Source organism: Methylocystis parvus OBBP, from assembly GCF_027571405.1.
GTDB classification, from domain to species: domain Bacteria; phylum Pseudomonadota; class Alphaproteobacteria; order Rhizobiales; family Beijerinckiaceae; genus Methylocystis; species Methylocystis parva.
In genome coordinates this window covers 2,035,234-2,055,947 of sequence record NZ_CP092968.1, presented here as the reverse complement: position 1 = coordinate 2,055,947, position 20,714 = coordinate 2,035,234, and the positions used below count along the sequence as shown (strand labels likewise).

Sequence of the window (20,714 nt, the reverse complement as noted above, 5' to 3'; positions counted from 1 at the left end):
GGTACATTTTCCGCCCTTGGCGGACGTGTCCCAAGACCGGCAAGCGGCTGTTCGCGAGGGCCTTCGGCCTGCGCGCTTGGCCCATCCTGATTCCCGTGTAGCCGGGCGTTGGGTAAACCCTTGGGCGGCGTACGCGCCGCCCTTTTTCATTAGTGGATTGGCTCATCTGGGCATAGTTCGGCCCTCAGCGTTCAGGGACATGCGGCGTAGTCTTCAGCGACCGCAGCTATGCACAGACCGCAACGCACGGGGTCTGAGCCGTCTGTCTTTCCCCGACCCAGCGACACGAACGGCGGCCCAGAGAAAACACGACGGCCCGCGCCATGACGCTCGCAAACACTAGCCGGCCTTGCAATGCGCCTCGTGCCTCGGCACCCATCGCCGAGATGTGAGAGCGACCGGGCCGTTTGCCGACGCCACCTGCGGTGAGCTTAACTCGAGACCGAAAACGCGATAGATGCGCCTGTCTTCTGGCAGGCATTCCTCCGCCTCGCCGCCCCGTTTTAGACGCGAATGGAATAGCAGGTTAGTGCATGAACGCTGTAGAAATCGAGGAAGCCGTCTCGGCGCTGGCCGCCGCCCCCTTCGATGCGTCTAAATTCCCCTACGCTTTCTTGGCGGCCTTTGGGAACAAGGAGACGACGCTCAAGCGGCTGCGCAGCGGCTCCAACAATGCCTCGGACGTCGCGGGCGGCGTGCTTCAGCGGAACAACATCCATCTCGCGGCCTGCCCGGCCGGCGAGGTCGGCCAGACGCTCACGGCGCTCAGGAACAGCGCGAAGACGGCGTCCGCCAAGGCCAAGTTCATCCTGGCGACCGACGGCGCCGATTTCGAGGCGGAGGATCTGAGCACGGGCGAGACGGTCGCTTGTGATTATTCGGATTTTCCCAACCATTTCGGCTTCTTCCTCCCGCTTGCCGGGATCACCACCGTCAAGCAGATCCGCGAAAGCTCGTTCGATATTCGGGCGACCAGCCGCCTGAACAAACTCTATGTCGAGCTACTGAAGGACAATCCCGATTGGGGGACCTCCAAGCGCCGCCACGACATGAACCATTTCATGGCGCGGCTGATTTTCTGCTTCTTTGCGGAGGACACGGACATATTCTGTCGTGAGAGGTTGTTCACTGAGACCGTCGAGACGATGAGCGCGAAGGATTCGTCCAACACCCATGGGGTGATCGGCGAACTGTTCCGCGCCATGAATACGAAAGCGACGGAGCGGGAAAGCGCCAAGATTTCTCGCTGGGCTGACGCCTTCCCCTATGTGAACGGAGGCCTTTTCTCGGGCGACACAGACGTCCCCCGCTTCAGTAAAATCGCGCGGTCGTATCTGCTGCACATCGGCAACCTGGACTGGAAGAAGATCAACCCCGACATCTTCGGGTCGATGATCCAGGCCGTCGCGGACGACGACGAACGCGGCGCGCTCGGCATGCACTACACCAGCGTGCCGAACATCCTGAAGGTGCTGAACCCGCTGTTCCTCGACGACTTGCGGGCGAGGCTCGAGGAGGCTGGCGAAAATTCACGCATGCTGCTGAACCTCCGCAAGCGCATCGCGAGGATCCGCATCTTCGACCCTGCGTGCGGGTCGGGAAACTTCCTCGTCATCTCCTACAAGGAGATGCGGGCGATCGAGGCGGAGATCAACCGCCGGCGTGGCGAGGACGGGCGCAAGAGCGACATCCCGCTCACCAACTTTCGCGGCATTGAGCTGCGCGACTTCCCTGCGGAGATCGCGCGTCTGGCGTTAATCATAGCCGAATACCAATGCGACGTGATCTATCGTGGCCAGAAGGAAGCCTTGGCCGACTTCTTGCCGCTGGACGCGCAGAACTGGATCACCTGCGGGAATGCGCTGCGCCTAGACTGGCTCAGCATCTGTCCGCCTACAGGGACCGGCGTCAAGCATCATGCCGAGGACCTGTTTCACACGCCGCTGGACCAGGCACAGATAGACTTCGAAAACGAAGGCGGGGAAACCTATATTTGCGGGAATCCTCCATACCTGGGAAGCACTTGGCAGAGCGCCGACCAGAAAGCCGACCTTCGGGCAGTTGTAAGCGGGAGGACATCATCAAGTGGCTTCCTTGACTATGTATCCGGATGGCTCATCAAAGCCGCGGACTGGCTTGCCTCAAACTCCGGGGCTGCCGCGTTCGTTAGCACCAACTCGATCTGCCAGGGTCAGCCAGTATCAATTCTTTGGCCAATCGTATTCGGGGCGGGTTGCAGCATTCAATTCGCTTACACGTCATTCAAGTGGTCGAACCTTGCGAGCAATAATGCCGGTGTAACTGTGGTCATCATCGGGTTTTCACAGGAACGACAGCGGGCTCCAAAAATCTTTTCCGTGGGTGAAAATGGTGCCGTAACGGCGAAGGAATGCGCTAACATCAACGCTTATCTTGTAGCAGGTCCAAACGTGTTTGTTGTTCCAACTGACAACGTATTGGGAGGCGCCGCCAAAATGGACAATGGGAACAAGGCCGTTGATGGAGGACATCTACTACTAGAGGCAAACGAATTGCTAAATTTGAATTTGACGCAGGAGCAACATCTCAAATTAATACGTAGATTTTCCGGATCAGTCGAAGCAATTAACGGATTGCAAAGGTATTGCATTTGGATTAACGATGCGTCGTCTGGTTATGCCAAAAATATCCCGTCAATAAAAGCTCGAATTGAAGCGGTCGCCAAATTCCGTCTGGCGAGCACGAAAAAATTGACTCGTGATACCGCGACAAGACCATATGCGTTCCAACAGGTTCGCCAAATGGGTACCGAGGAGCTGATTGTCGTTCCACGCGTAAGCTCGGAAAACCGTGAATATCTCCCAACGTTATTAATGCCCTCTGGAACTATAATTTCGGACCAGTGCTTTGCGCTTTGTGACGCCCCGCTCTGGAATATGTCGTTGATCGCGTCGCGCCTGCACCTCATTTGGATAGCCACCGTCTGCGGAAAGCTGAAAACCGACTTCCGCTATTCCAACACACTCGGCTGGAACACTTTTCCGGTTCCAACACTGACCGAGAAGAACAAAGCCGACCTCACGCGCTGTGCCGAGGACATCCTGCTCACGCGTGAATCGCATTTCCCGGCGACCATCGCCGACCTCTACGATCCCGAGACGATGCCCGAGGATGTTCGGCGGGCGCATGAGAAGAACGACGAGACGCTCGAGCGCATCTACATCGGGCGCCGCTTCAAAAACGACACCGAGCGGCTCGAGAAGATGTTCGATCTCTACACCAAAATGACCGCGGCGCAGGGGGCGGGCTCCCCGAAGGCCAAGGCGCCGAAGAAAGCGAAGGCGAATTCATGACCGCTTCCATTCCCTCCGTTTCCATGCAGTCGGCGCGATCGGGCGCCTCTAAGAAGGCCAACGAACTCGGCATGCGCGTTATGCAGGAGCGCGCATACGAAAAGCGCGGCGAGCAATACCTGCTGATCAAGTCGCCGCCGGCCTCGGGCAAGAGCCGCGCGCTGATGTTCCTCGCCCTCGACAAGCTCAACTACCAGGGGATCCGAAAGGCGATCATCGCCGTTCCGGAGCGGTCCATCGGCGGCTCGTTCGCCGACGAGCCCCTGTCTAAATACGGCTTCTATTGGGACTGGACGGTCGCGCCGAAATGGAACCTGTGCAACGCGCCAGGCGACGACAACGGCAAGGTCGCCCCGTCGAAGGTGAAGGCGGTCGGGGAGTTCCTGGGGAGCGACGACAGTATCCTCGTCTGCACCCACGCGACCTTCCGCTTCGCCGTCGACGACCTGGGCATCGAGGCCTTCGACGACTGCCTGATTGCCATCGACGAGTTCCACCACGTCAGCGCCGACCAGAGCAACCGACTCGGGGCACAGCTCCGCGACCTCATCTCGCGCGACAAGGTCCACATCGTCGCGATGACCGGCTCCTATTTCCGCGGCGACGCGGTGCCTGTCCTCGCGCCCGATGACGAGGCCAAATTCGATACGGTCACATATACGTACTACGAACAGCTCAACGGCTACGAACATTTGAAATCGCTCGACCTCGGCTATTCCTTCTACTCGGGCAAATATCTCGACTGGATCATGGATGTGCTCGACCCTTCGCTGAAGACGATCGTGCACATCCCCAACGTCAACTCGCGCGAGAGCACGACTCGAGGCAAGATCGAGGAGGCCAACGAGATCATGCACGGCCTTGGCGAGTGGCAGGGAGAGGATCCGGCCACGGGCTTCCACCTCATTAGGCGCCCCGACGGGCGAGTGCTCAAAATCGCCGATCTCGTGGAGGACGACCCGGCCAAGCGCGACAAGGTCGTCGGCGCCCTGAAGGACCCCGCGCAGCGCGACAACCGCGACCACGTCGACATAATCATCGCCCTGGGGATGGCCAAGGAAGGCTTCGACTGGATCTGGTGCGAGCACGCGCTGACGGTCGGCTACCGGGCCAGCCTCACCGAGATCATCCAGATTATCGGCCGGGCGACCCGCGACGCGCCAGGAAAATCCACCGCGCGATTCACCAACCTGATCGCCGAGCCCGATGCCTCCGAGGAGGCGGTCACATCCGCCATCAACGACACGCTGAAGGCGATAGCCGCCAGCCTCCTCATGGAGCAGGTGCTCGCGCCTCGCTACAATTTCACGCCCAAGGACGCCGGCCCGCAGGAGGGATACGACTACGGCGAAAACGGCTACTGCGAGAATGGACCGAATGTCGGCTTCAACGAGCAGACCGGCCAGTTCCACGTCGAGATCAAGGGTTTGACGATGCCGCAAAGCTCCGAGGCGACGCGCATCTGCGCCGAGGATATCAACGAGGTGATCGCGGCCTTCGTGCAGGACAAGCGCGCCGCGGAGCGCGGCCTGTTCGACCGGGAAGGCACAATTCCGGAGGAGCTGACGCAGCTCCACATGGGCGCCATCGTGCGCGAGCGCTATCCCGAACTGAACGAGGCCGACCAGGAGGCGGTCCGCCAGCACGCCGTCGCGGCGCTGAACCTGACGCAGCAGGCCAAGTCGATGCAGGCGAATGCGCCCGGCGGAGGCGATGGGGAGCGGAAGGCCAACCTCGCGCTCATCGAGGGCGTGCGGCAATTCGTCAACGTCCGCGAGCTGGACATCGACCTGATCGACAGCATCAACCCGTTCGGACCAGCCTACTCGATCCTCGCGAAGCGCATGAGCGAGCACAGCCTGAAGCAGGTCGAGGAGATAATCTCCTCGAAAAAGGTTAAGCTGACGCTCGAAGAGGCGCGCGACCTCGCCAAGCGCGCCGTGCGGTTCAAGCAGGAGCGCAAGCGCTGGCCCGAACTCTCCTCGCAGGATGCCTGGGAGCGGAAGTTGGCTGAAGGCAGACTGGCGTTCGCGAAGATGATGGCCGACGCGAAGAAAGCCGACGTCGATGCCTGACATGGACGACGATCAGCTGCTCGCGGCGCTCGAACTGCCGGCCGAGGAAAGAAAGGCCGGCGCATACTCTCCCCTCCAGGAGCGCGTCATTGCCGGCTTCGAGGACATCGTCCGCTTCGCGAAGGAGAATGGACGGTGCCCGTCGCACGGCGAGGATCGCGACATCTTCGAGCGCCTCTACGCAGTGCGGCTCGACCGGCTGCGCGAGCAGGCCGAGTTCCACGACCTTCTGGTGCCCCTGGATGAATTCGGGCTGCTTTCCGGCGGCATGGACGGCGACCAGGCGCACGAACCCGAGGACGACGAGGCGCTGCTGGCGGAGCTGGAGATCGAGGAGCAGCCCGACAGCATCACGACGCTGAAGCATGTCAGGCCGCACGCCGAAATCAACGCCGCCGACGAGGTCGCGAGGCGGACGCCGTGCCCCGACTTCGACGCCTTCAAGCCTCTGTTCGGGCGCATGCGGACCGACCTCGAGGTGGGCGCGCGGCGCACCCGACCCTTCCAGCGGGACGCTGAGATCAAGCAGGGGGATTTCTTCATCCTCGGCGGACAGATGGCGTATGTCGCCGAGATCGGCGAGGAGTTCCGCACCGACCAGGATCGCCGAAATGCCAGGATGCGGGTCGTCTACGACAACGGGACGGAGAGCCGCGGGCTGATGCGCTCTTTCCAGCGCGCGCTTTACAAGGACGAGGCCGGGCGCCGCATAACGGAGCCCGAAGCCGGGCCGCTCTTTGACGCGGGCGAGGATGATCCCCCGGAATTGCCATCGGGCGACGAGAGCGGCACGATCTACGTGCTGCGCAGCAGGTCGAGAGACCCGAGGATCGCCGCCAACCGGGCTGTGCTGCACAAGATCGGCGTCACCGGAAACGACCTCCCGAAGCGCCTCGCCGGCGCCGAACGGGACCCGACGTTCCTGCTGGCCGGCGTCGAGGTAATGGCGACATACCGGCTCTACCAAATCAACAGGTCAAAGCTGGAGCGCCTCGTCCACCGTTTCTTCTCAGCGGCGCGCCTCGACCTCGAATTGAAGGATCGCTTCGGGAATCCCGTGAGGCCGCAGGAATGGTTCCTAGTCCCTTTGCCGGTCATCGACGAGGCCGTCCGTAGGATCGAGGACAGGAGTATCGTTGACTACAAATACGACGTGGAGAGCGCGTCGCTGAGGCCGATCGGGGCGTAGCCAAAGTGCTGATCCAGACCGTGAGCATGTCGCACACAACAATCAGGCCTTATCAGTCTCCGCGGAGCCGGTAGACGGAGGGGGCGCGTCCGGTCTGAATTCTGCGTCCAAAGCGCCGCGGTGGATCGTCTTCGACGATTCATCCGCCGTTGCCTCGATAAGGTCGCCTATATCGCCCATCTTGCGGTATTCAACCGCTTCCTCAGGTGCTCGCTGCGTTCGCGTCAAAAGGCACCCTTGGCCGAATATGCAGGGTCCAGACATAGACGGTGCGAACATGTGCAGCCTCGGCACAAACGTTGTCGCGGAAAAGGCACCTCTCAAATCTCAATGCCGGACAGGTCTTCGAAGTCGATGGTTCGATCAATCACACGGCGAGCAACGAACACGCCAAATATATCGACCCCAGGCCAAACCTCTGCGAGAAGTGACTTGCAGACGGTGAAACTGCAACCCGTCGTGAGAACATCATCAAGCAAAATCACTTGCGCGGGACGGCTCTTTGTTAGCTCGCTTTTCAGCCCCAACGATTCTCGCAACGCGTGTGGATCGCGGCGGCCATCATTCACATGCATTGCCTCACGTTCGGCGCGCGTGAATATTGCCTCCCTCAAATCGATGTTGGGACCAATCGCCTTTGCGACTTGAACCATCCTGTCGTCATAATCGGGAGAGGTTTGAGGCTTTGACGGTGGGATTGGAACGAACGTGACTGTCGACAATGCTTCCGGTGTGAGATTGCGCGCAATAGCCTGCCCGACATCCCTGATTGCGCCGGACTTGTATTTCCATTGCGGAGTGTTTCGCGTCGACGGCTTCTTTTTAAGATTGCTGATCAAGCCATTTGTGGCGCTGTGCGCGTAGCCGGCACGCGCCGTGTAGTCGCCGAAGAAATAGCATTGGTCTTGTGCCGCGAGATGCCAATGATCTGGACGCTCCAAGTCGCCGACAAGGCGAAGTTTACCCGACCAGCTCGCGTCGAATGTCGTCATAGTCCCGCACGCGGATCGCGCCTTCTCGTTCGAACCGATGCGGCCACGTCAGGTCGCTGCGTTCAAAGCAACTGTTGAGGATGAAGAGCTTACGCTTTTGTTTAAGCGCCTCCCGCGCCTGAACAAGCGTTCCAGAAGTCTCTCCGGCCTCAACGATGATCGTCGCCTCGGTGAGAGCCGACATCGTTTTGTTTCGCTCCGGGAAGAAAAAGCGGTTTACGCGATAGTTCTGTGCCTCGTATCGCTCGATCGGAACCTGACTGATGAGCAGATATTCTTGAGCAATACGCTCCTGCATTTCGGCGTTTGCTTTGGGGTAGACGTGACCAAGAGGCGTTCCGATCACTGCGATGGTCTGCCCGCCTTCGTCAATCGCCGTCGTGTGCGCAGTGGTGTCGACGCCCTCCGCAAGACCCGAGACGATCGTGAATTTGTCGGCCACCAGCTTTCGAACCAATTGCCGAGCGCGAATAACTCCATCCGATGTGGGTTTGCGCGTGCCTACGACGGCGACGGCGCGAGTGGCGATCAATTCCCAAAACCCTTGAAAATATAGAAGTTCAACGGGATGCGTCGCGTCGCGCAAACGTGAGGGGTAGTCTGATTCGCCATGAACTCTAACGTCGAACCGGCTGTGGACGCGATGGCGCAGCTTTTTCAACACTCGCTCGGCGACTTCACGGGCTTCGTCTTCCGGCACGAGCGCAGAAGGCCTTGTCCCCGGCGAACTCGCAGCAAATCGCTCCGCGAGGCTCTTGAAACTTGCGTTCTGCTCGCTCCAAAGCGCTTCATACGCTCCAATTTCCAAAGCAGCGTCAATCGGGTCGCTCACGGGACCGGGCTGTTTCTTTGAGTTCCAGAGCGTTGCCTGTTGCATACTTGCGCCAACTATCCCGAGACCGACATAACTTCGCGAACTCCGTCGAGCCTTTATCGTTCGCCTACCGTGAGAACATATCGCGAACATGCAGGGAGTGCATTAGGAATTTGTGCTCAATCCTAAAACGAAAGAAATGGGCGTTCAACGTTGGCCTGTGCAGAACTCCCCGACCTACAAGCGCGCGTCAGGAGTGGAACGCTCCAGTCCAGGCCAATCTCCTCGAACGACTGCGCGAACTCCCCAAACTTCGATCGCGGCTCGGTCCCAAGCCTTTCACACACCGCCGAGAAGTTCGCCTTGGCTGCCTGCAACTCGGCAAACTTCTCCTTTAGGCGTTGGCGCAGAAAGGCGGCGCGTTCGGGAGTGACGAGGACGTTGGTCATGGTCGAGAGGATACGCCTGACGCATCTTTCCCGCCACGCCTAAGTCGATGAGTCGTGAGAAAAGGCGTCGTCAAGAGCTATGCAGAGGCCGGTGCGGGTGACCGGCCCCCAATGTAGTGGCATTCCATTCCGATCAGGCGAAGATTTCGACCTTCCCGTTCTCAAGGCGATAAACACCGCCGACGATCTTGATGCGCTTGTCATTGACGGCCGCACTCAGCAATGGCGTCGCCGTCTTTAGCGCTTCCACGCCGAGACGGACGTTCTCCTTCGTCGCGTTCTCAAGCTCGTCGCCCGGCTGGCCGGCGACGGCCTTCACCGCAGGCGTCAGCGCCGTCACCAGATATGGCAAATGGCCGGGCAGCGTCGTCTTGTCGGCAATCGAGGAGATCGCGGACTTCACGGCGCCGCAGCTCTCGTGACCGAGCACGAGCAGCAAAGGCGTCTTCAACACTTCGACCGCGAACTCGAAGCTCGCGATATTTTCCGGGCTGACGAAGTTGCCGGCCACGCGACAAACGAAAAGATCCCCGCGCGAACTGTCGAAGGCGTATTCTGGCGCGATGCGGGAATCAGCGCAGCTTAGGATCGCGGCGTAAGGGTTCTGTCCGCCTACGAGCGCCTCGCGCTCAGCGACGAAATCGTGCCGCGCGGCGACGCCCCTCTGATAGCGCTTGTTGCCCTCCAGCAATCGCGCGAGCGCGGCGTCCGGCGCCATTACGTTTTCAGGCTTCGGCGGCGACGCTTCCGGCTTCGATTCCGCTTTGCGCGATTTTCGAGCCTTTGCGTGCGCCGCGCCCGCCGCCGACAGCGCTCCCGTCACGGCGGCACCGAACATAAAGCCCCGGCGAGGCACCTCTTTTCCGTGCGCAATATCGGGGAACCCACAGGACTGACACATCGACGAATCTCCCTATCGGCAACAAAACTGTGATCACCGTTCAGAAGGATGCGCCAAATGGCCCCTATTCCGCAACTAAGACGCGGGGCGGAAGCCGCTCTCCTGCTTTCTCGACAACGACTTTTGGCCTGCCAACCGGAGAGGGCCTTCACCGACCCTCCAAGAGCGCCGTCGGCCAACGGCCACGCCCGTCGAGCGCCGCCTCGATCTTCACGACCTCCAAGCGATGCTTTTCTTTCCACTTCTTGGTTACCCGCGCCTCCCGGATAATCCGGCAGAACCTGGCCACAAGGTCGGCCTCGGAGATGTTCAGCGGTTCGCCGTTCTCCGCCGCGACGAGGTGCGCCAGCAACGAGCATTCCGCATCCCATCTTTCGGTCATCTCGCTCTCCGTCATTAACGGGCGGGCCGGACGAAGGCGAGCGGCCGACCATGGCGCGCTCGCCCTCACCGCGCTACGCCGAGCGCAGATATTCGGCCTGCTCGGCGTCGGACATTTTCGCGAGCGCGCGCTCGTAGCCCATCGGGTCGGACTCGGCGAGGCGGTCGAGTGTCGCGAACTTGCCGCCGCCCAGGTCGCCGCGCTCGCCTTCGCCGGAGGGCTGATGTGCCGCCGGGGTGCCGAAGGCTGGCCCGAAGTCGGCCACGAAGAGCTTGTGCGCCTTCTCAAGCTGCGCGCGGTCGGAGAGGTGCTGGTTGGTCGGGTCAGCGGTGACTTCCTTCACATATTGGTCGAAGGCCGTCTTCGTCATGTCATTCTTGGCGACCGCGGCGCCGGTCGTGGAGAGGAAGCGATCGACCTCGCGGAACCAAGCCGCCTCCTTCGCCTGCTCGTCCATTTCGCGCGCGAGGTCAGCCTTGCGCTGCGACCAGCGGACTTCCTCCCGCGCCTCGGCGGCCTGCCGGAGCCCGTCGCGATACTCGTGCGACGTGATCTCGCCATCATAGAACCGCCGCTCCACGTCGTTCTCGAATTGGCTCACGCGATCGAGCACCGCGCTGGCGTTCTCCGGCGCGCGGACGTTGAGGATCGGCGCTGGATCAGCGCGGAACTCGACCGACTCGGCCGTGGCCTCTTCGTCGGCGGCCGGGGCGGGCGCGTCAGACTCGGTGAGCGCCGCGCGCTCTTCGTCGGTGAGTCCCTTCATTTCGGCGATGTTGTGGGCTTCTTCGTGGCTCATAGCGTTAGTCCTTTTTCTCTAGAAGAACGTTGTGTGAGCCTCGACGCCGGCCGACGCTCACGGTGTCCAGCGCTGCTACGCGGCGTCGCAATACGGATCGAGCAATTGCTTGTCCGAGACTTTCACGATCACGCGCTTTTCGAGGTCGCGGCCGATCGCGGACTCCAGACGCGACTGTTCGATATGCAAGACGGCCTTCGTGGCGTGGTCCTGAACGAGCGTGATTTGCGTCACACCGTCGACGGCGCTCGCGGCGGCAACAGCGTCCTTAGTTTCGCGGACGAAGATCGCGCCAGCGGGCCAGCGCTTGGCCTCGCCAGGGTGCAGGCCGTAACCGCCCAGCGCGAGGATGACGTGCTGCGCGATCTCCGGCTCGGGCGCCGCCGCGGGTATCGGCTCCGCCCGCGTGATGACGATCGGCGGCTGGGCGTTCGACCGGTCAGGGCGAACAATCTGCGCTTCGCCGGAGATGAGCCGGATCGCTTCGAGCGTGAAACCGCGCCGCCAGCCATTGATGCTCTCCGGGCGCACAAGCTCGATCGCGTCCGCCGTCACGCGAAGCACATGCGTATCAGCCTCCACGAGGGCGGAGGGCGGCTCCTGCGGCGCGACGACGAGTAGCGCGTAGTCGTCTGAGCGATAGTCCACGACCGCCTGAATTGCGCCCGGGCCGCTGAAATCCGCTGCCAGGATGACGAGCGCAACGCCGCCGGCCGTCTCGCGTCGCATCCGGTGAATCTGAGTGCCCACCACGTCGCTCTGCTTGGCCTCGCTGAAAGCGATCGGGAGCGGCGAAGTGACGCCGCGGGCCAGGGAGGCGGCGCGCGTCCCGCGGAAATCCGTCCCGCCAACAACCGCGACGCCTTTCGGCGCTCCTACGGTCAGGCCGAAGAAGCCAGCCATATCGTGGCGCTTGCCTTTGGCGTCCGGTTCGGACAGTCCGCAGCCGACATGGCCCGCGGCGACCGCTACGGCAAGATCGGCGACAACGGCGCGGGCCGATGTCTTGTCCTTGACGACGAGGAAGTGAATGCCGCGCGCCGGCAAAACGCCGCTGACAAGCGCAGAGTAAGGGGAACCGCTTGCAGAGTAAGGCGACTCGCCATAGTGGCGCCAACCGTGGACGCCCGTCTTCGTGTTCATGTCCATTTCTCCTTCGATCTTGAACTACCTGTTGTCGTCTTCGCGCTCATCGCCGCCATAAAGGCCTTCGCGGACAGGCATGAGCGAGTTCCCCTGTATTTGCTTTACGAGAAGCAGCAACGGATTCTGCGCGTCGCCCTTCAACGTTATCTTCGGGTCAAGCATCCCAAAATGCTGCGCGAGCTTGCCAAGAGCGCCGAGCTTGTCAGCAATCTTCACCTTCTTGAGCGTGCCGATGTGCTCGCCGTCGCTGGTGAGCGACACGACTTCGAGCCCCGCCAGCGCGCGGCGCGTGTCCTCATCCATCTCGTCGAGCGGCTTGAGCGCGCCGTCGGGCGTGAACGCCTTGCCAATGTCGAAGAACGCGATGCGTCCGAGTTCCTGCAATACGCGATCTGCGTCGATATTGTTGCGTCGCGTGCGATCCGCTTTCGCCTTTTCGACGTGTTGAGCGACCTTAGGAAGTCTGAGCAATTTGGCCGCACTCACTTCCGCAGAGTTGCCGCGCGCGCGATAGCCGGCGCGGATATAGGCCGCAGTCGCGTTCAGGTCTTTCAGGTATTCCTCGACGAAGAGCGCTTGGCGCGGCGTGAGTTTCATTTCTGCCTCCTAATCGTTATTCGTCGCTGACGTTGGCCAGTCGCATTGACTCGATTACGCCGCGCGCGCGTTTCATTCGTTCTTCGGGTGCGGGTTCATCGTCCCACTCTTCGAGGCCCAGCAGGCACAGGGCTGCGACCCAAACGGGGTCATTCGCGAGGTCGGCCGCGTCGCCGATTTCATCGCGGCGTTCGCGCGCAACGCCGGCGAGCGTGTGGAATAAAGCATCGTCCTCAAGTTTGCAGGCCATCTGGTTTCTTCCTTTCTCGCGCCCGCCAGTGTAGGGGTGCCCTCGTCGACTTTTCACCCGCACCTTCACCCGCACCCGCACTTTCAGCACCAACTCTCATTTTTCCCCCGCACCGCACCCCCACACCCCTATAAGGGGGTGGTGGTGCGGATGCGGGGAGAACGAAAAATACCCGCGCCTTCCGCACCTATCCGCACCTCACTTCTGAAGGTGCTGGTAAGCGCCTATGCCCCGTCGCTGTGACCCTTGCCGATCTCAACGAATGGGCGCTCGTCGCCGTTTTTGTCGGGCCGCCTGACGACAACCAACGCGCCGTTCTTGATCCAGATTTTCAGAAGGCCCTTGATCTTCTCTTTGGCCTGCTTGTCAGAGGGGTCGAGGCCAAGGACTTCGGCGACAGCGAGTCCAACCCAATCGTTCTTTGCTTGCGAGTTCTCGCGCCACTGTCCTGAGCCGACACGCTGCAATACGGCCTGCAAATCGTCGGCGGTCACGTCGACGAGCGGGTCAGGCCATTCCCACTCGGTCACAACGCCGATGGAGTCGCCGTCCTGATATGGCCCGCGATTCGCAAGATCGACGGAGTGCATGTGAAACCACGTCCCCTTCTCGGAAGAAGGCGCCATGTTCGACTTGCCATTATTGACGCGGAAGTAGAGGCGGCGGTTTTCAACGCCAGTCTTGTCGGCTTCGTCCGAACTCATCTGATTAAGGACACGAACGCTGCGGGCGGCGGAGACAAGGGCAGAGCCGCCGCGCAGCGCTTCGACGCTAATCTCGAAGTCGCCCGTCTTGCGGACGTGATGCACAAGTTCGATCGCACATCCAGTCTGGTCGGCGATATCCGACCATTCGCGCACTATGGCGTCCATGGCGTTATTGTCGTTCTCAGGCAAGCGGTGGCTCGAAACGAACGGGTCGATGACGACAACGTCAATCTTGTGGTCCTTGATCGTCGCCTTGATCGCATCGACGATCGGCCGAACGATGACCGTTCCACCCTTTTGCACTTCGGCAACAACAATCTTCGTGTCGCGTCCAGAATCGAGAAACAAACGCCCGTGGCAGTTCTGCGGCTTAATTCCGAAGTGCTTCATCGTAGCAGCGACGCGGCGATTAAGTTCGACGAGGGGGTCTTCGCCGTTCCAAATCCAAACGTTGAGAGGCATGACAGGCGCAACGTCATGAAGCAGCGCGCGCCCGCTCACCATGGAGGCGGCCTCCGCAAAGAGTAGAGATGACTTGCCGACGCCGCCAGGGGAGCCTGTCACGGCCACGAAGCCGCGAATAAGATGGTGTCCGTAAAGCCACTCGCGCGGCGGTATTGACGAGCATTCGGGCCAGGAATAGGGCGTCGCCTTGATGAGCGGCGCGGATTTGGCCTGCGAGTCGCCCGATGCGTCGCCCTTCACGTCGCCCTGGCCGTCGTTGTTGGCGCTCGAAGCCTTGCCAAGAACCTCTTCCGGCGCGGCGCCCGTCGGTCCGTCGGGAGGTTGCGGCGGTTCGGCCCCGCCATAGCGCGCGAGGTTGCCACTGGCCAGCGCGGCGCCGATCCGCTCCGCTTCCTCGTCCTCGGGGCTCGGCGCGCGCTCGGCCAAGTCCTCGTGCTGATTGGCGAGGCCGGCACGAATGCCGCGCGTGATCGCGTCGCGACACGCCTTCGCGCCGTCATCCTTCCAGATGCCGTTCGCGCGGCAGGCATCTTCAAGCGCGGCGCGCACGGTCGCCTCGTCGATCCAGCCGCGCGCGATGACGCGCCCCATGGAACAGGCGATCGAAATGATCGCGTTATTGCGCCCGCCCTCCACCGTGCCGGCAAGCTCCTTCGCCTTCTCGTCGAGCTTCTTCGCCGCGAAAGCCTGCCCTCGCGCGTCGCTCGTCGGGCTGGAGAGCGCCGAGCCGGTCGGGCGAGGCAGGGCGGACTCAGTCTCATCGCCTTTCGGCGCGATCGCCTCCACGCGGGAGATGAGCGTGTCCAGCGTCTTCGGAGCCTCGCGAATTTCGAGTGGCGTCCTTTCGACGTGGTTTTGGGTGACGGTCAGATAGCGGCGAGAGCCGTAAATCTCGACGCGCGCCACGTCGCTCTTGATCGCGCGCGCGACCTTGCCGCGTGCGAACATGCGGATTCCGGTGCCGCTCGGGCTGATCTCGCAATACGTCTCGGCGAGCGCGATGATTTCCTGCGCCCAAGCCTCGATCTCGCCTGTCTCGGCGTCGCGGCATTTGTCGAGGTCGATGCCCGTGTAGTCGTCCTCCTCAGTCAGCACGAAGCCCACGCCATCCAAGTCGTAGCGCTCTTGAGCCATCATGGCCTGCTTGTAGCTGCCCCACGTGCTCGGATTATCGACGGCGGCCCACGCTTTGCGATGCGGATTCGCCGGGACTTTCGTTCCCTTTGCGGAGTCGCCGCGCTGAACGGATTTCCAGCCCACCCACTGATCGCGCGCGCGAAGCTCGTCGATCGCCGAAATGAACTCGGATGCGGTCGCGTCCGAATCGATGAAATTGCCGAGGTCAGCCATGGCGCACCTCGCCGAACACGTTCGCCACGCACGCGTCGCCCCAGATTTGGAGAGCGCATTCGAACGCCTCTTCGAGCGGGCCGAGGACCATCGTGCAGCCCATGCGCGCGAACCAAAGTTCCTGCTTCTGCCGATCCGTCAGGTCAGGGCCGAAGTTGAGAAAGACAGGAACGCCGCAAGCGTGCGCGTGTCCGATCTCGAAAAGCGTCCCGAAGCAGTCGAGTTCGTTCACGTGAGCGAAGATGAAGTCCGAATGCTCGATCCGCGCGATGTTGGCGTCGAACACGCGGCGGCGCGCGCCGTCTCCGCGCTCGAAACATCCCTGCCCATGAGTAGCGGGGCCATGCGCGCAGCCGTGGCCGCAGGCGACGAAGAACGGGCCTGTCAGGGTGAAATCGGGGAAATCTTGGGTTTCGTGAGGATCGAGCGAGTCGCTGACAATGACGGTTTCGTGCGCCAGGCGCTCGCGCCAGCCATGCTGCGCGATCTTTCCGGCCAAATAGACGCGCGGAATTTGGCGCGGCTCATGAGAAGGATTTGGATGGTGCGCGGCCATCACGCCGCCACCTTCGCGTCCGTCATGATGAAGGCGTCCGGTGACGAATGCGTGGTCAACGCGAGAAACTCGGCGAGACGGCGCGCGGCCTCGTCACGCGTGATCTTCAGAACATGCGCAACCATCGCGACCGCACCTGAGCCTTTCACGCCGGTCTGCGTGTCGAACCACTCCAAAGGCCACCGGCAATCCCTGCCGGGGATATGGTTGATCGCGATATGCGGCTGTGGGCCGAGGACGAAGGTGAAACCCTTCGTGCCGCCGCACCAGGATTTCGACAGCTTGTGGGCCGGAATCGCGGCGTCGATTTTCGCAATATCGAAAAGGGGCTGCGACGGGCATTCGTTGTCGGACGACGCGGAGGCTTGCTTGTTCGGGCGCGTGTGGCTAATCATGGCGTGCGTTCCTTGGTCGGGATCGTGTTGCGGGTGCGAATGAGAGGCCGGCGTTGGCGCGCTTGGCCTCTTTTCTTTTTCAGGCGGCGTTCACCCGCATGGTCTGGCCAGAGAGGTAAGCCTTGGCGTTCGGGCCTTGGACGCGGGTGGAGCGGCCAAATTTCTCGACGGGCAACAGGCCGGCGGCCACGTCGTAATTGATCTTCCTCACCGAGACGCCAGCAAGCCCGGCAACTTCGGGGAGCGTCACCAGTCCATGCTCAAGGCGATCGGCGAGAGTGATTTTCGGCTTGTCGGACACCGGCAGACTCCCTTTAAGTGAACCAGTGCGAGCAGCCTTGCATGGACGCGCATCCACGCCCAGGAACGCGAGTTCGCCGCTTTTTGTCGGCTTCGCGTTCCTGTTGTCCGCTTCGCGTTCCTGCCTCGAAAAGGCTTGCGGGTTATTCGGCGCTGTGAATTTCGGGCTCTTCGCGCCGTTTGGCGCGCTCCGCCGCCTTGTCTCTGGCCCGCGAAATAGCCTGCGCTAACGCCGTATCGCTCTCGGCGTGCCGGCGCAGACCCCGCGGCAACTCACGCATGAGCGCGCCGACGAGCGAGACGAACGGCGATTGCTCACCATCCGCGCGCGCCGATTCTGGGTCATGGCTGGCGCCGGTCGGGAGCCCGGCGGCGCGGCAGACCTTCGTCAAGGCGACGACCCACTGATCCCAAGCCATGCCGTCCTTGCAGCCGGGTTCGTCCGCCAGCGCGCGGGACACAAGGGGCACGGCCCCCACGATGGCGCGCGCCGTCGCCATGAACTCGTCGAGGTCCGCGCCGATCGGCATGTGAGCCGCAAGGTCAGCCCGCGCGACGATCTTGCCGAGCGGATCGAGCGGCTCGTTATGAGCCGCCACCAACTCGGCGGCGGCCTTGCCGAGATTTTCGAGCCACGTCCGAATCGCAGGAATGGCCGGCCCCTTGCGCTCGATGCGCGCATGGTTGGCATAGCTCCGCGTTGCCGCGACAATGTTCGCGACCCACATCCGCCCGAGGGCAGCTTCTCCCGCCATGTCAGCAGAGAGCGGCGGCATGTCGGGCCGGGCCGTGCAGGCGGCGCGGGCGCTCTCATAGGCGAGCATCGCCTTGCTCGCGTCCTTGCCGCTCTTGGCGATTTCCTCGGCGACAAGGGCGAGAACGGCGACTTCGACGCGAGGGCAGAAGGCGCTTGCGACCCGCGTCAGCCGCTCCGGCTTGGAGTCGCGCTTGGGATTGGAGAGCGGGCCGATGAAAATGCCGCGCGTGCGCGAGCCGCGAGGGGAGGCCGTGCTCATGCCGCCGCCTCGCCGCTCGAGTCGGAGTTCAAGGCGGGCGCGTCGTCGAGCGTGACGGAGGTGGACGCTCTGCGCGTCATGCGCCCCTGCATCCAGTCGTCAATGTCGGCTATGCGGTAGAGCGGTGTTTTGCCGGCTTTCGAGTAGATCGGTCCGCCGCCAGTCACGGCGAGCTTGGCGAGCCATGCCATGGACCCCATGCCCCACCGGGCCTTGAGGTAATTCGCAGCTTCGCTGCGACGGAGATATTCGGTAGCTTCCCTCATCTGACGCCATCCATTTCCAGAGAACGGTGGCATCTTAGGTATCGGCAAAATGGAGCAGGCGCACCACCTCAACTCGAAAAAGACGGACCTCAACTAATCGAGTTGAGGTCTGTCCTCGCCGGGTAAGCGCTTCGCTTTTGCCCGAGCTAATATCGCGAGAGTTTGTTCTTTAGGCACGCCAAGGACTTTATTCGCCTTTTCGGCGGCAGCCTGCTCGTCTGGCGCGCTGGCGCAAATTTCCTTGAACTCCTTGAGCCGCTGTTGCTGCTCCCATTCGTGTAACTCGGACTCCTCGGCATCCTCGGCCGCGATGCGCTGCTCGACGGCTGCCCTGTATTTGCGTCGGATCGTGTTTGGATCGTAGCCGGTCAGCTTTGCGGCGAGTCTGACGAATGTGGTCGGGTTCTTCGTCTTTCGATAAAGTTCGACGAGTTGATCGAGCGTTGCCTTACGTTGCTTGCGCTGCTTCTGGCTGCCCTCAATATTGCGCGTAAACTTTTCGAGCTTGTATGCTGCGTTGCTGTTCAGGTCGAACATGTCGGCAAGCCAGCGTTGAGTTCCGGGACTCATGTCGCCCGCTCGAAGCGCTTCGATGATCGCCGCACGAAGGGCATCCTTATCGCCGGTGCGCTCAATGACCAACATGTCGGCCAATGGAATATCCACCAAGGCAGTCTCAATTCTTTGTTTTGCGCGGGGGACATGAAGACCGGCTTGTAGCCGGCCTCCTATGCGATGGAGTCGAGATTTACGCGCTCGATGAGCGGTTACTCAGCACAGCCTTCGAGCGCCACTACATCGGCAGCAAGAGACTTTGCGAGTTCGCGTGCGGAGCCGGAAACGTCGCACTCGAAGTCCGCGTCGCGCGCGGCTTCCATGCGTAAGACAGCCGCCTTTGCCCGAATGTCTGATAGAGAGCGTGACGGCGTGGCGTTGATGAGTCCGCGCAACGCCCAATGTCGCTCATACGTCGCAATGTAGACACTGTCTTCGGCATCGGCTGCTAGACGCCTTAATTCGGCATCGACACGTTCAAGTTCATCAAGAAGCGTTTCGAGAGTCGGAAATTTTCCGATCTTCATGTTATTGTGCTCAGACATGGCGAGAAATCATCTTTCTCAACGTGTAGGCCGGGCGAGACGGTCCATCGTCGCGTTCCGGCCGCTCTCAGACAGCGGAATTGCTGCCCGATCTCTTGAATTGCACGACTTCGCCCTTCTTGTCTCCATCCATTGCCGCGGAGATTGTCGCGCCGATCGTATCGACCGCGCGACGAAGCGGGTCAGCGTCCAAGTGGGCGTAGCGCTGCGTCGTAGCGGCTTGTGTGTGCCCGAGTAGCTTCCCGATGATGGGCAGGCCCAAGGATGCCCCGGCACCGAACGACGCGAAGGAATGGCGAAGATCATGCAGGCGCACGCCTTCCAGCCCTCCGGCTCGCGTGACTGCCGCCCATGGCTTCTTCAAGTCCGCCCGTGGAGCCCCTACATTTGCGCCAGCGATAATGTGCGGGTTTCCTTCGATGCGCGGCAGACTGGCCAGCACCTCTTGGGCGGCAGCGGACAGATAGACCGGTTTCTTTCCTGTCTTGCTGTCTGGCAAGAAGATCACGCCGCGCTCCACGTCCACCTGAGACCATTTGGCATGGAGAATCTCACGAAGGCGCGCGCCGGTCAGGATCAGAAGCCGGATCGCGGCGACGGCGAACGGGTCCAGAACGCGGCGGCGGTTCGATTCCCGCACCAGATGCTTCGCGCCGGGCTTCGTCTCGTCGACATCCCACGGCAGGCCTTCCGTCTCGGCAAGGCGCAGCGCGTCGCCAAGGCGGGCAAATTCTTCGCCAGTGAGGAAGCGCTCGCGGCCTTGCTCCCGGTATTTTTCGATGCCACGCGCCGGATTGAAGCCTTCGGGGACAAGCCCGCGAACGCCGGCCCACGAATAGAGCTTGCTCCAGACGGCGAGCGCCCGGTTTGCAGCATAGGGAGTGTCGCGCATCTTTGAGTGGAGCGCCGAGACTTGACCCCTTGAGAGGGCTTCGGCCTTTACGCTGCCGTGGGCGTCTTTCAGGCGTTTCAGTGCCAGCGAGTGCGCCTCGGCCGTGCCGTCTTTCACCTTCGTTTCCAAGTGCTCCGTCTCGAAGGCGTCGCACAGGCCAGCGACCGTCAGCGCCTTGCGCTTCTCCGCCTTCTCCGCGCCAGGGTCGCCGCCGAGGCGGACTTGGGCGAGCATATCGGCGGCAGCTTTGCGCGCCTGATCGGGCGTGAGCGCTCCAACCCTGCCGATCGTTACGCGGCGCTTGGCGACGCCTCTCCCGCCGCCGTGCGGACGATATTCGACGACATAGGACATGGCCCCGCTCGGCATGACGCGGATGCCGAAGCCGGCAAGGTCTGTATCGAAGGCGATGAATGGACGCTCGCCTGGCGCGAGGGCGTCGACCGCGCGCTTAGTGATCTTGATGACCGGCATTCGGGCTCCGTGTCGCCACCATGTCGCCACCGACAAGCGATCTATGGAAATTTCTGGAAAACTACCGTAAGGCGTAGATCGCTGGTTTTCAATGGTTAAGGCAAGAGTTGGAAATGATGGTAAATGCCGAGAAAAGCCATTCCATGACATTCGTAATGATGGGGTCGGGGGTTCGAATCCCTCTTGCGGCACCAGTAAAATCAATAGATTGCGCGTTTCATCCAATATCTTGCCGCTCGTCGGCGAGCAGATGGACCATGGAGCGCC

Annotated in this window: 21 protein-coding genes; 3 read left to right on the top strand and 18 right to left on the bottom strand. The window is 61.7% G+C overall.

The features are described from left to right. Positions 1–533 precede the first annotated feature (533 nt). The 3 genes from MMG94_RS10015 to MMG94_RS10005 are packed head-to-tail and all read left to right on the top strand — an operon-like array spanning position 534 to position 6,596. Positions 534–3,332, top strand: a complete 2,799-nt coding sequence (locus tag MMG94_RS10015) for a class I SAM-dependent DNA methyltransferase (protein WP_016917748.1) — start codon at positions 534–536, stop codon at positions 3,330–3,332. Then, positions 3,329–5,407, top strand: a complete 2,079-nt coding sequence (locus MMG94_RS10010; RefSeq protein WP_016917749.1) for a DEAD/DEAH box helicase — start codon at positions 3,329–3,331, stop codon at positions 5,405–5,407. Before MMG94_RS10015 ends, MMG94_RS10010 begins: the two co-directional genes overlap by 4 nt. Beyond that, a complete protein-coding gene (locus MMG94_RS10005; protein ID WP_016917750.1) occupies positions 5,400–6,596 on the top strand; it encodes a GIY-YIG nuclease family protein in 1,197 nt (398 codons plus the stop codon). The genes MMG94_RS10010 and MMG94_RS10005 overlap by 8 nt, the downstream gene beginning before the upstream one ends. A gap of 320 nt (positions 6,597–6,916) precedes the next feature. On the opposite strand, the gene MMG94_RS10000 is transcribed toward MMG94_RS10005, so the two are convergent. From MMG94_RS10000 to MMG94_RS09915, 18 genes are all read right to left on the bottom strand, one after another. After that, positions 6,917–7,588: a hypothetical protein gene (locus MMG94_RS10000; RefSeq protein WP_016917752.1), complete on the bottom strand. Its 672-nt coding sequence runs from the start codon at positions 7,586–7,588 to the stop codon at positions 6,917–6,919. After that, a complete protein-coding gene (locus tag MMG94_RS09995) occupies positions 7,557–8,465 on the bottom strand; it encodes a DNA-processing protein DprA (RefSeq protein ID WP_016917753.1) in 909 nt (302 codons plus the stop codon). The genes MMG94_RS10000 and MMG94_RS09995 overlap by 32 nt, the downstream gene beginning before the upstream one ends. 122 nt (positions 8,466–8,587) lie before the next feature. Next, positions 8,588–8,851: a hypothetical protein gene (locus MMG94_RS09990; RefSeq protein ID WP_016917754.1), complete on the bottom strand. Its 264-nt coding sequence runs from the start codon at positions 8,849–8,851 to the stop codon at positions 8,588–8,590. 133 nt (positions 8,852–8,984) lie between these two features. After that, on the bottom strand, positions 8,985–9,752 hold the full coding sequence (locus MMG94_RS09985; RefSeq protein ID WP_026015934.1) for a carbonic anhydrase: 768 nt from the start codon (positions 9,750–9,752) through the stop codon (positions 8,985–8,987). Positions 9,753–9,900: 148 nt separating this feature from the next. Next, positions 9,901–10,134, bottom strand: coding sequence for a hypothetical protein (locus MMG94_RS09980; RefSeq protein WP_154419857.1), 234 nt, complete (start codon positions 10,132–10,134; stop codon positions 9,901–9,903). A 73-nt stretch (positions 10,135–10,207) separates the two neighbouring features. Continuing rightward, a complete protein-coding gene (locus MMG94_RS09975) occupies positions 10,208–10,933 on the bottom strand; it encodes a hypothetical protein (protein WP_016917757.1) in 726 nt (241 codons plus the stop codon). 75 nt (positions 10,934–11,008) lie between these two features. Next, on the bottom strand, positions 11,009–12,076 hold the full coding sequence (locus tag MMG94_RS09970; protein ID WP_154419859.1) for a hypothetical protein: 1,068 nt from the start codon (positions 12,074–12,076) through the stop codon (positions 11,009–11,011). 24 nt (positions 12,077–12,100) lie between these two features. Continuing rightward, the gene (locus MMG94_RS09965; protein ID WP_016917759.1) at positions 12,101–12,676 is read right to left on the bottom strand and encodes a terminase small subunit; all 576 of its coding nucleotides are present in this window, start codon (positions 12,674–12,676) and stop codon (positions 12,101–12,103) included. A 16-nt stretch (positions 12,677–12,692) separates the two neighbouring features. Continuing rightward, complete coding sequence (locus tag MMG94_RS09960) at positions 12,693–13,019, bottom strand: hypothetical protein (RefSeq protein WP_154419860.1); 327 nt, start codon at positions 13,017–13,019, stop codon at positions 12,693–12,695. A 131-nt stretch (positions 13,020–13,150) separates the two neighbouring features. Then, positions 13,151–15,448, bottom strand: a complete 2,298-nt coding sequence (locus tag MMG94_RS09955; protein WP_016917761.1) for an AAA family ATPase — start codon at positions 15,446–15,448, stop codon at positions 13,151–13,153. Next, a complete protein-coding gene (locus MMG94_RS09950; protein WP_154419861.1) occupies positions 15,441–15,947 on the bottom strand; it encodes a TIR domain-containing protein in 507 nt (168 codons plus the stop codon). The genes MMG94_RS09955 and MMG94_RS09950 overlap by 8 nt, the downstream gene beginning before the upstream one ends. A gap of 56 nt (positions 15,948–16,003) precedes the next feature. Continuing rightward, positions 16,004–16,399: a hypothetical protein gene (locus MMG94_RS09945; protein WP_016917763.1), complete on the bottom strand. Its 396-nt coding sequence runs from the start codon at positions 16,397–16,399 to the stop codon at positions 16,004–16,006. 79 nt (positions 16,400–16,478) lie between these two features. Beyond that, entirely contained in the window at positions 16,479–16,700 is a 222-nt protein-coding gene (locus tag MMG94_RS09940) for a hypothetical protein (RefSeq protein WP_016917764.1), read from the bottom strand. 142 nt (positions 16,701–16,842) lie between these two features. Continuing rightward, on the bottom strand, positions 16,843–17,715 hold the full coding sequence (locus MMG94_RS09935) for a hypothetical protein (RefSeq protein ID WP_016917765.1): 873 nt from the start codon (positions 17,713–17,715) through the stop codon (positions 16,843–16,845). Beyond that, on the bottom strand, positions 17,712–17,981 hold the full coding sequence (locus MMG94_RS09930; RefSeq protein ID WP_154419863.1) for a hypothetical protein: 270 nt from the start codon (positions 17,979–17,981) through the stop codon (positions 17,712–17,714). The genes MMG94_RS09935 and MMG94_RS09930 overlap by 4 nt, the downstream gene beginning before the upstream one ends. A gap of 93 nt (positions 17,982–18,074) precedes the next feature. Continuing rightward, positions 18,075–18,650: a hypothetical protein gene (locus tag MMG94_RS09925; RefSeq protein WP_016917767.1), complete on the bottom strand. Its 576-nt coding sequence runs from the start codon at positions 18,648–18,650 to the stop codon at positions 18,075–18,077. Positions 18,651–18,748: 98 nt separating this feature from the next. Further along, entirely contained in the window at positions 18,749–19,081 is a 333-nt protein-coding gene (locus MMG94_RS09920) for a hypothetical protein (protein ID WP_016917768.1), read from the bottom strand. Positions 19,082–19,148: 67 nt separating this feature from the next. Continuing rightward, on the bottom strand, positions 19,149–20,447 hold the full coding sequence (locus MMG94_RS09915) for a site-specific integrase (RefSeq protein WP_016917769.1): 1,299 nt from the start codon (positions 20,445–20,447) through the stop codon (positions 19,149–19,151). Between the last annotated feature and the right edge of the window lie 267 nt (positions 20,448–20,714).

Coding starts and splice junctions, on each gene's coding strand:
- MMG94_RS09985 (WP_026015934.1), bottom strand. CDS start 9,752: ATGTGTCAGTCCTGTGGGTTCCCCGATATTGCGCACGGAAAAGAGGTG.
- MMG94_RS09920 (WP_016917768.1), bottom strand. CDS start 19,081: ATGTCTGAGCACAATAACATGAAGATCGGAAAATTTCCGACTCTCGAA.
- MMG94_RS09935 (WP_016917765.1), bottom strand. CDS start 17,715: ATGAGCACGGCCTCCCCTCGCGGCTCGCGCACGCGCGGCATTTTCATC.
- MMG94_RS09945 (WP_016917763.1), bottom strand. CDS start 16,399: ATGATTAGCCACACGCGCCCGAACAAGCAAGCCTCCGCGTCGTCCGAC.
- MMG94_RS09930 (WP_154419863.1), bottom strand. CDS start 17,981: ATGAGGGAAGCTACCGAATATCTCCGTCGCAGCGAAGCTGCGAATTAC.
- MMG94_RS10005 (WP_016917750.1), top strand. CDS start 5,400: ATGCCTGACATGGACGACGATCAGCTGCTCGCGGCGCTCGAACTGCCG.
- MMG94_RS09980 (WP_154419857.1), bottom strand. CDS start 10,134: ATGACCGAAAGATGGGATGCGGAATGCTCGTTGCTGGCGCACCTCGTC.
- MMG94_RS09915 (WP_016917769.1), bottom strand. CDS start 20,447: ATGCCGGTCATCAAGATCACTAAGCGCGCGGTCGACGCCCTCGCGCCA.
- MMG94_RS09965 (WP_016917759.1), bottom strand. CDS start 12,676: ATGAAACTCACGCCGCGCCAAGCGCTCTTCGTCGAGGAATACCTGAAA.
- MMG94_RS09970 (WP_154419859.1), bottom strand. CDS start 12,076: ATGAACACGAAGACGGGCGTCCACGGTTGGCGCCACTATGGCGAGTCG.
- MMG94_RS09995 (WP_016917753.1), bottom strand. CDS start 8,465: ATGCAACAGGCAACGCTCTGGAACTCAAAGAAACAGCCCGGTCCCGTG.
- MMG94_RS09955 (WP_016917761.1), bottom strand. CDS start 15,448: ATGGCTGACCTCGGCAATTTCATCGATTCGGACGCGACCGCATCCGAG.
- MMG94_RS09990 (WP_016917754.1), bottom strand. CDS start 8,851: ATGACCAACGTCCTCGTCACTCCCGAACGCGCCGCCTTTCTGCGCCAA.
- MMG94_RS10015 (WP_016917748.1), top strand. CDS start 534: ATGAACGCTGTAGAAATCGAGGAAGCCGTCTCGGCGCTGGCCGCCGCC.
- MMG94_RS10000 (WP_016917752.1), bottom strand. CDS start 7,588: ATGACGACATTCGACGCGAGCTGGTCGGGTAAACTTCGCCTTGTCGGC.
- MMG94_RS10010 (WP_016917749.1), top strand. CDS start 3,329: ATGACCGCTTCCATTCCCTCCGTTTCCATGCAGTCGGCGCGATCGGGC.
- MMG94_RS09975 (WP_016917757.1), bottom strand. CDS start 10,933: ATGAGCCACGAAGAAGCCCACAACATCGCCGAAATGAAGGGACTCACC.